Origin of the sequence: Alloyangia pacifica, assembly GCF_900116195.1 — a bacterium.
Taxonomy (GTDB): domain Bacteria; phylum Pseudomonadota; class Alphaproteobacteria; order Rhodobacterales; family Rhodobacteraceae; genus Salipiger; species Salipiger pacificus.
Genome location: NZ_FOZW01000012.1, coordinates 44,374 through 59,074, shown reverse-complemented (window position 1 = coordinate 59,074; position 14,701 = coordinate 44,374). Strand labels below are relative to the sequence as shown.

The 14,701-nt window shown below is 67.3% G+C and carries 11 protein-coding genes; 5 read left to right on the top strand and 6 right to left on the bottom strand.

Going from position 1 to position 14,701, the window contains the following annotated elements:
• The first annotated feature begins 282 nt into the window (after positions 1-282).
• Positions 283-2,241, top strand: coding sequence for an HWE histidine kinase domain-containing protein (locus tag BM397_RS21835; RefSeq protein ID WP_092428500.1), 1,959 nt, complete (start codon positions 283-285; stop codon positions 2,239-2,241).
• Positions 2,242-2,260: 19 nt separating this feature from the next.
• On the opposite strand, the gene mfd is transcribed toward BM397_RS21835, so the two are convergent.
• Both mfd and BM397_RS21825 read right to left on the bottom strand, forming a co-directional pair.
• Entirely contained in the window at positions 2,261-5,755 is a 3,495-nt protein-coding gene (gene mfd / locus BM397_RS21830) for a transcription-repair coupling factor (protein ID WP_092428789.1), read from the bottom strand.
• A 31-nt stretch (positions 5,756-5,786) separates the two neighbouring features.
• A complete protein-coding gene (locus BM397_RS21825; protein WP_176806782.1) occupies positions 5,787-6,311 on the bottom strand; it encodes a component of SufBCD complex in 525 nt (174 codons plus the stop codon).
• Between the two features lie 192 nt (positions 6,312-6,503).
• Here BM397_RS21825 and hemB point away from each other — a divergent pair, with 192 nt between their 5' ends.
• Together hemB and BM397_RS21815 are read left to right on the top strand one after the other, a co-directional pair.
• Positions 6,504-7,502, top strand: coding sequence for a porphobilinogen synthase (gene hemB, locus BM397_RS21820; RefSeq protein ID WP_092428498.1), 999 nt, complete (start codon positions 6,504-6,506; stop codon positions 7,500-7,502).
• A gap of 141 nt (positions 7,503-7,643) precedes the next feature.
• A complete protein-coding gene (locus BM397_RS21815; protein WP_176806781.1) occupies positions 7,644-8,207 on the top strand; it encodes a lipid-binding SYLF domain-containing protein in 564 nt (187 codons plus the stop codon).
• Positions 8,208-8,372: 165 nt separating this feature from the next.
• Here the strand turns inward: BM397_RS21815 and BM397_RS21810 are convergent, their stop codons facing one another.
• A complete protein-coding gene (locus BM397_RS21810; protein ID WP_092428494.1) occupies positions 8,373-8,642 on the bottom strand; it encodes an usg protein in 270 nt (89 codons plus the stop codon).
• Between the two features lie 192 nt (positions 8,643-8,834).
• Between BM397_RS21810 and gyrA the strand changes: the two genes are divergently transcribed.
• Positions 8,835-11,621, top strand: coding sequence for a DNA gyrase subunit A (gene gyrA / locus BM397_RS21805; RefSeq protein ID WP_092428492.1), 2,787 nt, complete (start codon positions 8,835-8,837; stop codon positions 11,619-11,621).
• 177 nt (positions 11,622-11,798) lie between these two features.
• Positions 11,799-12,491, top strand: coding sequence for a M48 family metalloprotease (locus BM397_RS21800; RefSeq protein WP_092428490.1), 693 nt, complete (start codon positions 11,799-11,801; stop codon positions 12,489-12,491).
• A gap of 6 nt (positions 12,492-12,497) precedes the next feature.
• On the opposite strand, the gene BM397_RS21795 is transcribed toward BM397_RS21800, so the two are convergent.
• From BM397_RS21795 to bufB, 3 genes are read right to left on the bottom strand one after another with little or no spacing between them, the layout of a single operon-like run.
• Positions 12,498-13,019 carry a DoxX family membrane protein gene (locus tag BM397_RS21795; RefSeq protein ID WP_176806796.1) on the bottom strand — a complete coding sequence of 174 codons (522 nt, stop codon included), beginning with the start codon at positions 13,017-13,019 and terminating at the stop codon, positions 12,498-12,500.
• A gap of 47 nt (positions 13,020-13,066) precedes the next feature.
• Positions 13,067-13,801 carry an HvfC/BufC N-terminal domain-containing protein gene (locus BM397_RS21790; RefSeq protein ID WP_176806780.1) on the bottom strand — a complete coding sequence of 245 codons (735 nt, stop codon included), beginning with the start codon at positions 13,799-13,801 and terminating at the stop codon, positions 13,067-13,069.
• The gene (gene bufB, locus BM397_RS21785; RefSeq protein WP_092428484.1) at positions 13,798-14,640 is read right to left on the bottom strand and encodes an MNIO family bufferin maturase; all 843 of its coding nucleotides are present in this window, start codon (positions 14,638-14,640) and stop codon (positions 13,798-13,800) included. Before bufB ends, BM397_RS21790 begins: the two co-directional genes overlap by 4 nt.
• Positions 14,641-14,701 lie beyond the last annotated feature (61 nt).

The following is a 14,701-nucleotide window of genomic DNA, read 5'->3' as shown; positions in this document are numbered from 1 at the left end:
GGGGGCCCCGCCCTTGCCGGCCCGACAGGGATCGTCCACGCGCACATGAACTTTTTGCGCCGCCTCGGACCCGCCCCGAAGCGGGCCGCCCGGCGTCTCTGCGTCGCCTGGAATCCCGCCCGGCAGCGCAACTGTCGTTCACAACCGGCACGGCCTTCCGCGGAGCCACGGCTGCAAAACTGCAAACAACTTTAAGATATTTTGAGAACTACACTTTCGCCTAGTCGCCAAGGCGACATTCAGTGCTATCCTCCCCGCTTATCCTCTTGCTGGAAGGCGCGCATGCTTCGTCAACAGAGCCCGACCTATGGGCCCATGGATTTTCTTGCCGGTGACGGCGAGATGGCCACCCTGATCCGCGAAAGGGATTGGAGCGCGCACCCCTTCGGACCCTCCGACGACTGGCCGCAATCGCTGCGTTCGGCGCTGGCCATCTGCCTGAACTCGGCCTTCCCGACGGCGATCTACTGGGGATCGGACCTGCGCCTGCTCTACAACGACGCCTGGGCGCCTATTCCCGGCCCGCGCCATCCGGCGGCGCTCGGAGCGCCCGCCAAGGAGGTCTGGAGCGACATCTGGTCGATCATCGAGCCGCAGTTCTCCGAGGTGATCCGTAGCGGCAAGGGCCTGTTCCTGCAGGACCACATGCTGCCGATGCAGCGCTATGGCTTCGAGGAGGAAACCTACTGGAGCTACAGCTTCACCCCGCTGCGCGGCGAGCAGGGCAACATCGTCGGCGTCTGGAACACCGGCAGCGAGACCACCGGCAACGTCATCCAGCGCCGCAACGCCGAGTTCCTGGTCAAGTTGAACGAGGCACTGCGCGGTGCGGGGTCGGCGCAGGATGGCCTGCGCATCGCGATCGAGCGGCTTGGCGTGCATCTGTCCGCCGCCGGGGCCGGACTTGCAGTTCCGGCCGGGCCGGGCGTGCCGTTCACCGGTCACAGCGAATGGCGTGCACCACAGGCACCGGCGCTCTCCGCGCAGGACCTGCCGTGGATCAGCGCCGAGGCGGAGGCAATGCTGCGCGACGGCAAGGACCTGTTCCTGACCCGCCGCGCCACCGACCTCGACCCGCAGAGCCGCGCCTACCTTGAGGCCCGGCGCATCTCGAACGCGATCTTCGTGCCCTGGATCGAGGGCGGACGGCTGGAGCATGCCTTCTACCTGCACTGGTGCCGACCCCGCGCCCAAAGCATGCTCGACATGTCGCTGGTGGAGCGGGTGCTCGACCTCGTCATGGGATGGATGGCCCGAGAGAAAACCCACGCCCGCGAAGCGGTGATGGCGCAGGAGATCGACCACCGCGCCCGCAACATGCTGGCGATCCTGCGCTCGACCTCGCGGCTGATCAAGGCCGACACGGTCGCCGAGTTCCGCGAGAAGCTCGACGAGCGGATCACCTCGCTGTCACGCACCCATGGCTTGCTGTCGCGCAAGAAATGGGTGGATGTGACCTTTCGCGAGGTGATCGACGAAGAGTTTTCCCCCTACGGCGGCAGCATTCAGGAAAGGGTCACCCTGGAGGGCCCCTGCATCCGGCTCGAGCCCAACGACGCGCAGATGGCCGCCATGCTGATGCACGAGCTGACCACCAACGCGGTGAAGCACGGCGCGCTGCGCGAGAGCGAAGGCGCGCTGCGCCTGCACTGGAGCCTGTCGCCCGACGGCGCGCTTTCGCTCCTCTGGGACGAAAGCTTCCCCGCAGGCGGACGCCCGGATATCCCGGAGGCCGGCCACGGCTTTGGCACGCAACTGCTGGCGCGGATCACGCAGGACCATTTCGGCGGCAGCATAGAGCGTGATATCGGCGCCAATCACCTGCGCTACCGCATCGTCCTGCGCCGCGGCGATTGGGCAACGCAATCGGGCGCGCACCCTGAGACCCCGGCACATCCTGCCGAGGAAACCGAGCGCCGCTCGGTGATGATCGTCGAGGACGAGCCGATCATCGCGCTCGATCTTGTGGGCATGATGGAGCATGCCGGCTACGCGATCTTCGGCCAGTTCGGCTCGGTCTCGGCGGCGCTCGCCGGCACCGAAGCGGCCCTGCCCGATCTCGCGCTTCTCGACGAGAACCTCGGCGGCGAGAAATCCACGCGCCTGCTCGACCACCTGCTCGCCAAGGGCGTGCCGGTGGTGATCATCTCGGGCTACGATGGCGAGGTGCGCACCGGCGTGCCGCGACTGTCGAAACCGATCTCCGAGGCCGAACTGCTGAGCACGCTCGAAAACCTCTGAGGGCCGCCCGGCAGCCGCGTCAGCCCTTCGGTTTGCGCGGCTTGACCGTGCCCGCCTTCTCGGCGAGGTCGCGAGCGATCGCGAAGGCCCCCTTGATCTTGTCGGCGTCGCTGCTCCAGTCACGGCGAATGACGATCTTGTTGTCCTTGATCTTCGCCAACCCGTTCTGGTCCTGGATGAATTGCACCAGCCCCTCGGGCTTGGCGAATTTATCGTTGTGGAACTGCACCGTCGCGCCCTTCGGCCCGCCGTCGAGCTTGGCGATCCCGGCGCGCTTGCACATGGCCTTGATCCGCACCACCAGCATCAACGTGTTGACCTCCTTCGGCAACTTGCCGAAGCGGTCAATCAGCTCGGCGGCGAAGCCCTCGAGCTCGACCTTGGTGGTCAGATCCGAGAGCCTGCGATAGAGGCCGAGACGCACGTCGAGGTCGGGCACGTAGTCCTCGGGGATCAGCACCGGCACACCAAGGTTGATTTGCGGCGCCCATTGGCCGTCGTCGTCGGTCAGCCCTTCCAGCTCGCCCGACTTGATCTTGGCGATCGCCTCCTCGAGCATCGACTGATAAAGTTCGTAGCCCACGTCGCGCATCTGGCCGGACTGTTCCTCGCCCAGCAGGTTGCCGGCGCCGCGAATGTCGAGGTCCTGCGAGGCCAGCGTGAAGCCCGCCCCCAGCGTGTCGAGCGAACCCAGCACCCGCAACCGCTTCTCGGCGGTGTCGGTCAGCTTGGTGCGCGGCTTGGTGGTGAGATAGGCGTAGGCGCGGGTTTTCGAACGCCCGACCCTGCCGCGGATCTGGTAGAGCTGGGCAAGGCCGAACATGTCGGCACGATGCACGATCATCGTGTTGGCGGTGGGGATGTCGAGGCCGGACTCGACGATGGTGGTCGCCAGCAGCACGTCGTACTTGCCGTCGTAGAAGGCGTTCATCCGGTCGTCGAGCTCGCCCGCCGCCATCTGGCCATGCGCCACCACGAAGGAGACCTCGGGCACCTGCTCGCGCAGGAACTGCTCGATCTCGGGCAGGTCCGACAGGCGCGGCACCACATAGAAGCTCTGGCCGCCGCGGTAGTGCTCGCGCAAGAGCGCCTCGCGGACGGTGATCGCGTCGAACTCCGAAACGTAAGTACGGATCGACAGGCGGTCCACGGGGGGCGTGCCGATGATCGACAGGTCCCGCACGCCGGACAGCGACAATTGCAGGGTCCGCGGGATCGGCGTCGCGGTCAGCGTCAGCACGTGGATGTCCGAGCGCAGCTGCTTCAGCCGTTCCTTGTGCCCCACCCCGAAGTGCTGCTCCTCGTCGATGATCAATAGGCCAAGGTTGTTGAAGCGTATGCCCTTGGCGAGCAGCGCATGGGTGCCGACGGCGATGTCCACCGTGCCCTTGGAGATGCCGTCGCGGGTCTTGGCGGCATCGCCCGAGGAGACGAAGCGCGACAGCGGCGCGACGTTCAGCGGGAAGCCGCGGAACCGCTCGGCGAAGCTCTTGTAGTGCTGGCGGGCGAGCAGCGTGGTCGGGGCGATCACTGCCACCTGCACCCCGGACATGGCGGCGACGAAGGCGGCACGCATCGCCACCTCGGTCTTGCCGAAGCCGACGTCGCCGCAGATCAGCCGGTCCATCGGCTGGCCGCTGGTCATGTCGCCGAGCACGTCCTCGATGGCGCTGAGCTGGTCGTCGGTCTCGGTGTAGGGGAAGCGTGCGCAGAAACTCTCCCAGGCCCCCGGCGGCGGGTCGATGATCGGCGCCTTGCGCAGCGCGCGCTCGGCCGCGACGCGGATGAGCTTGTCCGCCATCTCGCGGATGCGCTCCTTGAGCCGTGCCTTCTTGGCCTGCCAAGCACCGCCGCCGAGCTTGTCGAGCAGCCCCTCGTCATGGCCGTAGCGCGACAGCAGCTCGATGTTCTCCACCGGCAGGTAGAGCCGCGCGCTCTCGGCATATTCCAACAGCAGGCATTCATGCGCCGCGCCAGCGGCGGTGATCACCTCAAGCCCCTGGTAGCGGCCGATGCCGAAATCCACGTGCACCACCAGATCACCCGGCGAGAGCGACTGCGCCTCGGTGAGGAAATTCTCAGCCTTGCGGCGCTTCTTCGGGGCGCGGATCAGCCGGTCGCCCAGCACGTCCTGCTCGGAGATCACGGTGATCTTCTGCCCGGACTTCGGATCGCCCCATGGCGCGACAAAACCCTGCTCCAGCCCCCAGACCGCCAGATGCAGCCCACGCTTGCCGATGCGCGTGCCGTCCATGACCGGGATCGCCTCGGCCAGCCCCTCGTCCTCAATGAGGCCGGTGAGGCGCTCGCGCGCACCCTCCGACCAGGAGGCGATCAGCACCGGCCCCTCGGCCATCTGCTTCTTCACGTGGTCGGCAAGCGCGGCGAAGAGGCTGATGTTCTCCTGCTGGCGCTCCGGCGCGAAGCTGCGCCCGATGCGTCCGCCCGCGTCCACCACGCCCGGCCCGCTGGCCTGCGGCAACGGCGAGAACTGCACGACGCGGCGGGTGCCCACGGCCTCGTCCCAATGCGTCTCGTCGAGATACAGCAGCTTCGGCGGCACCGGTTTGTAGACCGAGTCGAGCCGTCCCTTCTGGGTCATCGCGTGGCGGCGGGTCTGGTACTGGTCCTCGATGCTCTCCCAGCGGGCGATCCGCGCCGGGGTGATCTGGTCGTCCAGCAGCACCGGCGCGCCGGGCATGTAGTCGAAGAGCGTCTCGAGCTTCTCGTGGAAGAACGGCAGCCAGTGCTCCATGCCCTGCGTCTTGCGGCCCGCGCTGACCGCCTCGTAGAGCGGATCGTCCGAGCCCGCCGTGCCGAACTCGATGCGGTAATTCTGCCGGAAGCGGGTGATCGCCGCCTCGTCTAGGATCACCTCCGAGACCGGGGCCAGTTCGACCACCTCGAGCTTTTCCGTGGTGCGCTGCGACACCGCATCGAAGCGCCGCGCCCCGTCGAGCACGTCGCCGAAGAGGTCGAGCCGCACCGGCCCGCCCTCGCCCGGCGGGAAGATGTCGATGATGCCGCCGCGGATCGCGTAGTCGCCGGGCTCGTGTACGGTGGGGGCGTTGGAAAAGCCCATGCGCACGAGGAAATTGCGCAACGCCGCCTCGTCAACCCGATCGCCGACACGCGCGGCAAAGGCCGCCTCGCGCAGCACCTCGCGCGCGGGGATGCGCTGCATGGCGGCCGAAAGCGTGGTGAGCAGCACGAAGCGCTGCGGCATGCCATGCACGAGCCCCGCAAGCGTCGACATACGCGTGGCCGAGATGTCGGGGTTGGGCGAGACCCGGTCGTAAGGCAGGCAGTCCCAGCCCGGGAAGGTGACCACCGGCATGCCGGGATCGAAAAAGGCCAGAGCCTCGCGCAGCGCGGCAAGCCGCTTGTCGTCACGGGCGATATGAATCACCGGCCCGCTGGTCTTTTCGACCTCGGCGAGCAGGAGCCTGGCGTCGAACCCCTCGGGCGCGCCGCCCATGGAAATACGGGCTGTTCTGGTAAGCGACTGGGACATGCCGATCAAATGGCTTGCCGCCGGGACTTCGTCAACCGAGAACGCCGTGCGCGAGGTTCTGGTACATGCCCCAGAGCGCGGTGACGAAGATCGAGACCATGCCGATCACCTGCACCCAGAAACGATGCACCGTGAGCTTGCGCCAGAGCGTCTCGCCGGACAGCCCGCGCTCGCGGATGCGCTCGGCGGTGGCAATGCTCAACAGCCCCACGAGCGACATGGGAAAGCCCAGCAGGAAGAGCGCCTGCGCCAGCTCGATGTCGTACCAGAACCCGAGGCTGGCGAGCATCGCCAGCACGGCCGCCACAAGTGCCACGAGCCAGAGCCCGGCCTGCTCGACGATGAAGAGCCGCCGGTTCACCTGGATGCGCACCATGTCCTCGAGGTCCTGCGCCGCCTGACCGCCCTGCTTGCGCGCGCGGCCCACCATGTCGAAAGGCACGCCCAGGACCCAGTGGCTGGTGGTCGACCAGAACACGGCGAGGACGATCCAGAACCACAGGTTCGAGAACGACCGCATGTCGATTGTTTCGAAGACGAGCCCGGTCCAGTCCACGGCGTTCCAACTCTTTCCTGCGGGGCCTCGGCGACCCCTCACTCCCGGCCCTGCCCGACCCCTCGTCCCTGCGGCGATGCGCCGGACACATCTCCGGCACCCCGGCGGCAGCGCCTCCGGCGGGCCTTGTGACAGGCGTCTTTCCATGCCACCCAAGGGGTACCTTTACAAGGGATACGAAGGACACGCCCGATGAAACCCGTGATTGCCGCCTTTCCTGCCACACGTCTGCGCCGGCTGCGCAAATCCCCCGCGATCCGCGCGCTGACCCAGCAGACGCTGCTGACGCCGGGCGATTTCATCTGGCCGGTCTTCGTGCGCGACGGAGAGGGAGTGGTCGAGCCCATCGCCTCGATGCCCGGGGTGAACCGGCTGTCGGTGGACAAGGTGGTCGAGGCCGCGCGCGAGGCGCATGCGCTCGGCATCCCGGCGATCTGCCTGTTTCCTTATACCGACCCGTCACTGAAGACCGAGGATTGTGCCGAGGCCTGGAATCCCGAGAACCTCAGCAACCGCGCCACCCGCGCCATCAAGGAGGCGGTGCCCGACATCGCGGTGATGACCGACGTTGCGCTCGATCCCTACAACATCACCGGCCATGACGGGTTCATCGAGAATGGCGAGATCGTCAACGACCGCACCGTCGAGGCGCTGGTCAAGCAGGCGCTGAGCCAGGCCCGCGCGGGTGCGGACATCATCGGCCCGTCGGACATGATGGACGGGCGCATCGGCGCCATGCGCGCGGCGCTGGAGGCAGAGGGCTTTCACAACGTGCTGCTGCTCAGCTACGCGGCGAAATACGCCAGCGGCTTCTACGGCCCCTTCCGCGACGCGGTCGGCGCCAGCGGCGCGCTGAAGGGCGACAAGCAGACCTACCAGATGCAGCCGGGCAATTCCGACGAGGCCATGCGGCTGATCGAGCGCGACCTGCAGGAGGGCGCCGATATGATCATGGTCAAACCCGGCATGCCCTATCTCGACATCTGCCGCCGCGCCAAGGAGATGTTCGGCGCGCCGACCTTCGCCTATCAGGTATCCGGCGAATACGCGATGCTGGCCGGCGCCTTCGACAACGGCTGGCTCGACCGCGACAAGGTCATGCTGGAAAGCCTCACCGCCTTCAAGCGCGCGGGCTGCGACGGGGTGCTGACCTATTTCGCGCCCGCGGCCGCGCGTCTTCTCAATGGCTAGCAGCTGCCGCTGCGGCCCGCGCATGATCTAGTGACAGCGCGGGTCGGCCTGCCTATAGTGCCTGCGGACAACCGGCGGAACAGCCGGGAAAGAGGCTTGCACCGGCCCGAAACGGCCGGCCATCGACGAGGATTGAGCAGAATGACCTACAATCGACGGGGACTCCTCCTGACCCTTGGCGCGGTTGGCGCGACGGGCGCCCTGGCCGCCTGCGGCAACGGCGTCGGCAGCAGCGGCGCGCAGACCATCGACGCGCGGGTGAACGCCACCGTGAACCAGATGTACGCGCAGTACCCGGGCACCCGGGATCTCGCCGCGAAGTCCGCCGGCATGCTGGTCATGCCGCTGATCACCGAGGCCGGCCTCGGCTTCGGCGGCGGCTACGGCCGCGGCGCGCTGCGGGTGAACAATGCCACGGTCGACTACTACTCGGTGTTCAAGGGCTCGGGCGGGCTGCAGATCGGCGCGCAGCAATACGCCCACGTGCTGTTCTTCATGACCCAGGACGCGCTCGGCAACTTCCGCCGCTCGCCGGGCTGGGCCGCCGGCGCCAACATCGAATACGCGATCCCGGAAGGCGGCGAGACGCTGGCAGCGGAGACCACCACCTCGCTGGCCCCGATCATCGCGGTGATCTTCGGAAAGTCGGGCCTGCACATGGGCGCGACGCTGGAGGGCGTGAAATACACCCGGATCATTCCCTGATCCGAGACCCGCGCATGAGGGGGCGCGGCCCCCTCGCCGCTGCGCGGCTCACCCCCGGCGTATTTTCAAAGAGAAGAAGGGCCCCGCAACCCGGCGCGGCCCTTCTTCTTTTTCGCTTCTTCTCTTTCCAAATACGCATGCCGAGTTGACGCCCTGCGCGCGACCTCAATGGTAGCGGAACTCGCCCACCACCTGCCGCCACTCCCCCGCCGAGATCATCTTTCGATGGGTGAAGCGCACCGAGTGCAGCGGCCCCTCGATCTCGTCCTGCCAGAACTCGATGAACTTGAAGAGCCGCGGGTGGTCGGGCGCGAGGTCGTACTCCTGCCAGACGAAGGTGTTCAACACGTTGCGGTAGTCGGGCATGCGGTAGAAGAATTCCGCCGTGGTCAGCCCGTAGCCCTTGAGCATGAGTTCGGTGGGGGTTTCGTCCATCGCTTTACCTCGCATGACAACCATGTAGCAAGCGTGCCGAAAGCGCGGTTAGTTTTCAAATAAAACAGCATGTTAGCCACCACCCACGGCGGCTGCCAGCAATGAGCTGCGCGCTGGCATTGCGCCCAACACCTAGCCTCTGATATACGTTTACCCAACTACATATAGAGACAGCACGGACAGGCGAGCAACGTGACCGACACGCCGGAAACCCCCGAAAACGAAGAAGAAACTCCGCGTCCCGAGCGGAGCGGTCATGGTGGCCCGGTGATCTCGATCATCGACGAGATGAAGTCGAGCTACCTCGACTACGCCATGAGCGTCATCGTCAGCCGCGCGATTCCCGATCTGCGCGACGGCCTAAAACCTGTGCATCGGCGCATTCTCTACACGCTGTGGGAGAACGGGCAGACCAAGTCCAAGAACTACCGCAAGTGCGCCACCGCCGTCGGCGACGTGATGGGCCGCTACCACCCGCACGGCGACTCGGCGGTCTATGACGCGCTGGTCCGCATGGCGCAGGACTTCTCGATGTCGCTGCCGCTGATCGACGGTCAGGGCAACTTCGGCTCGATGGACGGCGATCCGCCCGCCGCCTACCGTTACACCGAGGCGCGGCTCGACCGCACCGCCGAAGCGCTGCTCGAGGACATCGAGAAGGGCACGGTGGATTTCGTGCCGAACTACGCCAACGAGCGCAACGAGCCGGTGGTGCTGCCGGCGCGCTATCCCAACGTGCTGGTCAACGGCGCCGAGGGCATCGCGGTCGGCATGGCGACACGCATTCCGCCGCACAACCTCGGCGAGGTGATCGACGCGACGCTGGCGCTGATCGAGAACCCGGACCTCAGCTCTGAGCAGCTGATCGAATATATCCCGGCCCCCGACTTCCCGACGGGCGGCGTCATCCTCGGCCGCTCCGGCGCGCGCAAGGCCTACCTCGAAGGCCGCGGCTCGGTGATCATCCGCGCCAAGACCCGCATCGAGGAGCTGCGGCGCGATCGCTATGCCATCGTCATCGACGAGATCCCCTATCAGGTGAACAAGGCGACGATGATCGAGCGCATCGCCGAATGCGTGCGGGAGAAGAAGATCGAGGGCATCGCCCACGTGCAGGACGAATCCGACCGTTCGGGCGTGCGCGTGGTGATCGAGCTGAAGCGCGACGCCACCGCCGAGGTGGTGCTCAACCAGCTCTATCGCTTCACGCCCATGCAGGTCAGCTTCGGCTGCAACATGCTGGCGCTGAACGGCGGCAAGCCCGAGCAGCTGACCCTGCGCACCTTCCTGACCGCCTTCCTCGACTTCCGTGAGGACGTGATCGCGCGGCGTACCGCCTACCTGCTGAACAAGGCGCGCGAGCGCAGCCATGTGCTCTGCGGCCTTGCGGTGGCGGTGGCCAACGTCGACGAAGTCGTGGCGACGATCCGCAGCTCGGCCGATGCCTCCGAGGCGCGCGAGAAGCTGATGACCCGGCGCTGGCCGGCCGAGGAGATCGCGCCCTTCATCCGGCTGATCGACGATCCGACCCACAAGATGAACGACGACGGGACCTACAACCTGTCGGAAACGCAGGCCCGCGCGATCCTCGAGCTGCGCCTGCAGCGCCTGACCCAGCTCGGCGTCAAAGAGGTCACCGACGAGCTTGAGGAGCTGGCCGGCAAGATCAAGGAATACCTCGAAATTCTGGGCTCGCGCGAGCGCATCCTCGAGATCATCTCGAACGAGATGATCGCGGTGAAGGAGCAATTCGCCGTGCCGCGCCGCACCGAGATCGTCGACTGGGCCGGCGATATGGACGACGAGGACCTGATCGAGCGCGAGGACATGGTGGTCACGGTCACCCAGTCCGGCTGGATCAAGCGCACGCCGCTCGCCGATTTCCGCGCCCAGAAGCGCGGCGGCAAGGGGCTGTCGGGCGGCGGCCTCAAAGAGGACGACGTGGTCACCCAGCTTTTCGTGGCCAACACCCACACCCAGCTGCTGTTCTTCACCACTGAGGGTATGGCCTACAAGCTCAAGTGCTGGCGCCTGCCGCAGGGCGGCCGCACCTCCAAGGGCAAGGCCATCGTCAACATCCTGCCGATCCCGGCGGGCGTGTCGGTGGCGGCGATCATGCCGGTGGACCGGGACGAGAGCGACTGGGACGACTTGCAGATCGTCTTCGCCACTTCCAAGGGCTCGGTGCGCCGCAACCGCCTGTCGGACTTCACCAACGTCATGCGCAACGGCAAGATCGCGATGAAGTTCGAGGGCGAGGACGAGAACACCCGCCTGATCAACGCCCGCATCTGCTCCGAAGACGACGACGTCATGCTGGTCACCGACTCCGGTCGGGCCATCCGCTTCCCGGTGACCGACGTGCGGGTGTTCAACTCGCGCAATTCCACCGGCGTGCGCGGCGTCAAGCTGCTGAACGGCGACGAGGTCGTGTCGATGTCGGTGATCCGCCACTTCGAGGCAGATTCGGACGAGCGCGCCTCCTACCTCAAGATGCGCCGCGCCATGGCGGGCATCGCAGATGACGCCGAAGCCACCGCCTCGGACGAGGAAGAGGGCAACGCCGACAGCCTGCTGCCGGCCGAGCGCTACGCCGAGATGTCGGCGGTCGAGAACCTGATCCTGACGGTGACGGCGCGCGGCCTCGGCAAGCTCTCGTCGAGCCATGACTACCCGATCCGCGGACGTGGTGGCATGGGGGTCACCGCCTGGGAGAAATCCATGCGCGGCGGCGAGATCGTGGCCTCCTTCCCGGTCGAGATGGGCGACCAGATCATGCTCGCCACCTCCACCGGCCAGTCGATCCGCGTGCCGGTCGAGGGCATCTCCTTCCGCTCGCGCAGCGCCGGGGGGGTGAAGGTCTTCAACACCCGCAAGGACGAGACCGTGGTCTCGGTGGCCTGGATCGCCGATCAGGACGATGAGGACGCTGGCGACATTGCCGAGGATGGTGCCGGCGAAGGCTCCGCCGAGGAGTGATCCCGGCTTCCGGCTGACTTCGGCGCCCGCCCCGCGAGGGGCGGGCGTTTTCTTTTGCGTATTTGGAAAGAGAAGAAGACCGGAGCGTGGAGATGGTCGTGCCGTCGGCTTGGGTATGGGCATGGGCATGGGCATGGAAGGCTTGGCACGCCGCCTGCGTGGCCCCATATTCCCCTCATGCTGAAGTTCACCCCGATCCTTCTCGCCATCGCCTACGCGGTCGTCGCCTACCATTTCTCGGCTTGGCGCACCGCGCGTGAGCTGGACGGGCGCTCGACCGAGCTGGCTGATCCCAGGCTCAAGGCGCTGACCGACCGCATGGCGGCGGCACTCGACCTGCCGCGCATCCGGGTGAACATCTACGAGATCGAGCCAGTGAACGGCCTTGCGGCGCCCGATGGGCGGATCTTCATCACCAGGGGTTTCTACAACCGCTACAAGTCCGGCGAGGTCAGCGCCGAGGAGCTGTCCTCGGTCATCGCCCACGAGCTCGGCCACGTGGCGCTGGGGCATTCGCGGCGGCGAATGATCGACTTTTCCGGGCAGAACGCGATCCGCACCGCGCTGGTGATGGTCTTTGCCCGATTTATCCCCGGCCTCGGACCGTTCATCGCCAATGCCCTGACCTCGCTGCTCGCGGCGCGGCTGTCGCGAGGCGACGAATACGAGGCGGATGCCTATGCCGCGGCGCTGCTGCACAAGGCAGGCATCGGTGTCGCGCCTCAGAAGTCGCTGTTCGCCAAGCTCGAGAAGCTGAGCGGCGGCGGCGGGCGCAATATGCCCGCCTGGCTGCTGTCGCACCCCAAGACCGCCGACCGGATCGCGGCTCTGGAACAGCTCGAGGCGCGCTGGACCGCCGTGCGGGGCTGAGACCGGTCAGCCGAGCGGGAACCGGCGCCGGAGCCAGCGGTCGAGCGACAGCGCCCCGCCCCCGGTGAAGACCAGCACCAGCATCAGGAATCCCCAGAGCAGACGCTGATCGAGGATCGGCGCGTCCGGCGCGCGGTCGAAGAGCGCGCCGATGGCCGAGGCGTCGACGCCGTGGCCGATGACGTCGGTGAGGCTCATGACCAGGAGAAACCCGATCGATCCGAGCGCCGCCAGCCGGGTGAACAGACCGAGGATCAGCAGCAGCGGCAGCACGAACTCGGCGGCGGTGCCGGCGGCGACGATCAGATGGGCAAGCGCGCCAAGCTGGCTGGCATCGTAGCCCACCGCCTCCATGGCGCGGGGAAAGACCTGCGCATAGGCGTTCAGCGAAAGGCCGAAGCCGTCGATCTTGGTGAGCGCCGAGGACCAGAAGAAGCCTGCGAGCGTGGCGGCGAAGACCAGCCGTCCGGCAAGTCCGAGCACCGGCGCGGCGAGCCGCTTGGCCACGGCGTCGGCGCGGGTGAGCATGCTGGCGAGCCGTGGAGCGCCGAGAGGCGCGGTATGGGGGATGTCGGTCATGTCTCAGGGTCTCCTGGCTGCGCGAAGGCGCCCGCCCCGAAGAGGCAAGCGAAGATCGCGGAAGGGTCCGCCCCCGCGGGCAAGGCGGCGCCGAGGCTTGCGCCCTGCGCCAGTGCCTGCAGGGTCTTTGCGGTGCCGGTCGGGGCGGCACAGATCTTCACGGCGAGGCCGGGGCGGGTCACGAGCACCTCGCCGGGCGGGCTCTGCGCCAGATCGGGGCGGTCCGCGTTGCGCCCCCATATGGCGAGCGCCGGGTGGTGGCTCCGCAGGACGCGCACGGCAGGATGCGGATGCAGGTGCGCCGCGGCGAGTGCCTCGGGCGGCAGCCCCGCCAGCGCGCGCGGGTCGAGAGGCGCGGCATCGGCGGCCTGGCTGGCTTCGCGCCGCGCTTGTTCGATGCGCGCGACCTCGGGCATGTAGGGCAGCGCGGCAAGCGGGGGAAACCGCTCGATCCAGTCCGGCAAGTCGGCGCCGTAGGTGGCCATGACCGGGCTGCGGGGCGGGTGGGCCTGGGCAAACTCGCGCGCCATGGCGGCGAAATACGCCTCGCCCACCAGCCGCTGGACGACAGGGAAGGCCGCGGCCAGCGCCTCGGTCAGCGCGACGGTGACATTGTTGCGGTAGACGTCGAAGCGGCGCGTGGCGCGGGTGCCCGACGGATCGCTCAGATGCGCAGGGCGCGGCGCCTCGGGCGTCAGGAGCGCGCCGGCAAAGGCGCCCTGCCCGCTCATGCCGCCCTCCGGCGCGCCATCAGCTGCGCGGCGCGCGCGGCCTCGGCTTCGAGGGTCGGGAAATCGGGCACCTCGTTGTCCCATTCGATCAACGTCGGGCGCGGCCCGATGCGGGCGATGACATCGGCATAGAGCGCCCAGACAGGATCGGCCACCGGCGCGCCATGGGTGTCGATGAGCAGCGGGCCACCCTGCCCGTCGTCCTCCTCGGCGTAGCCCGCGAGGTGGATCTCCCCCACGAGGTCGACCGGGTAGTCGGCGAGATAGGCCTGCGCCGAGGTGCCGAGATTGCTGGCCGAGATGAACACGTTGTTGATGTCGAGCAGCAGCCTGCAGCCGGTGCGGCGGGCCACCTCTGCGAGAAACTCGGTCTCGGACAGGGTGCTTTCCTCGAAAACGAGGTAGCTCGACGGGTTCTCCAGCAGCATGCACAGACCGAGGCGCTGCTGCACCTCGTCGACATGGGCGGCGACGCGCTCGAGCGTGTCCGGTGTGTAGGGCAGCGGCAGCAGGTCGCTGAAATAGGCACCCTCATGGGTGGACCAGGCGAGGTGCTCGGAAAATTGCGCCGGGCGAACCCGCTCGATCAGCCGTTTCAGCCGACCGAGATGCGCCGGATCAAGTGGGCCCTCGCCACCGATCGACAGGCCCACGCCATGCACCGAGATCGGAAAGCGCGCCCGCAGCTCGTCCAGCATCGCCAGGCGCGGGCCGCCCTCGACCATGTAGTTCTCGGCGTGGATCTCGAGCCAGCTGACAGCGCCGGGATGCGCAAGATCGTCGAAATGCTGCGACTTGAAGCCGATGCCGGCGGTGCTGGGGAGCGAGCTACTCTGCATGGGGCGTCTCCTGGTGCTCGGGCGGGCGGGATGGGGCGCGCACGGCGGCAAGGCAGCCGCC

Excerpts from the sequence above, each read along its gene's own strand:
- bufB (WP_092428484.1), bottom strand. The coding sequence starts at position 14,640 with ATGCAGAGTAGCTCGCTCCCCAGCACCGCCGGCATCGGCTTCAAGTCG.
- hemB (WP_092428498.1), top strand. The coding sequence starts at position 6,504 with ATGAAACCCGTGATTGCCGCCTTTCCTGCCACACGTCTGCGCCGGCTG.
- BM397_RS21815 (WP_176806781.1), top strand. The coding sequence starts at position 7,644 with ATGACCTACAATCGACGGGGACTCCTCCTGACCCTTGGCGCGGTTGGC.
- mfd (WP_092428789.1), bottom strand. The coding sequence starts at position 5,755 with ATGTCCCAGTCGCTTACCAGAACAGCCCGTATTTCCATGGGCGGCGCG.
- BM397_RS21795 (WP_176806796.1), bottom strand. The coding sequence starts at position 13,019 with ATGCTCACCCGCGCCGACGCCGTGGCCAAGCGGCTCGCCGCGCCGGTG.
- BM397_RS21790 (WP_176806780.1), bottom strand. The coding sequence starts at position 13,801 with ATGAGCGGGCAGGGCGCCTTTGCCGGCGCGCTCCTGACGCCCGAGGCG.
- BM397_RS21800 (WP_092428490.1), top strand. The coding sequence starts at position 11,799 with ATGCTGAAGTTCACCCCGATCCTTCTCGCCATCGCCTACGCGGTCGTC.
- BM397_RS21835 (WP_092428500.1), top strand. The coding sequence starts at position 283 with ATGCTTCGTCAACAGAGCCCGACCTATGGGCCCATGGATTTTCTTGCC.
- BM397_RS21810 (WP_092428494.1), bottom strand. The coding sequence starts at position 8,642 with ATGGACGAAACCCCCACCGAACTCATGCTCAAGGGCTACGGGCTGACC.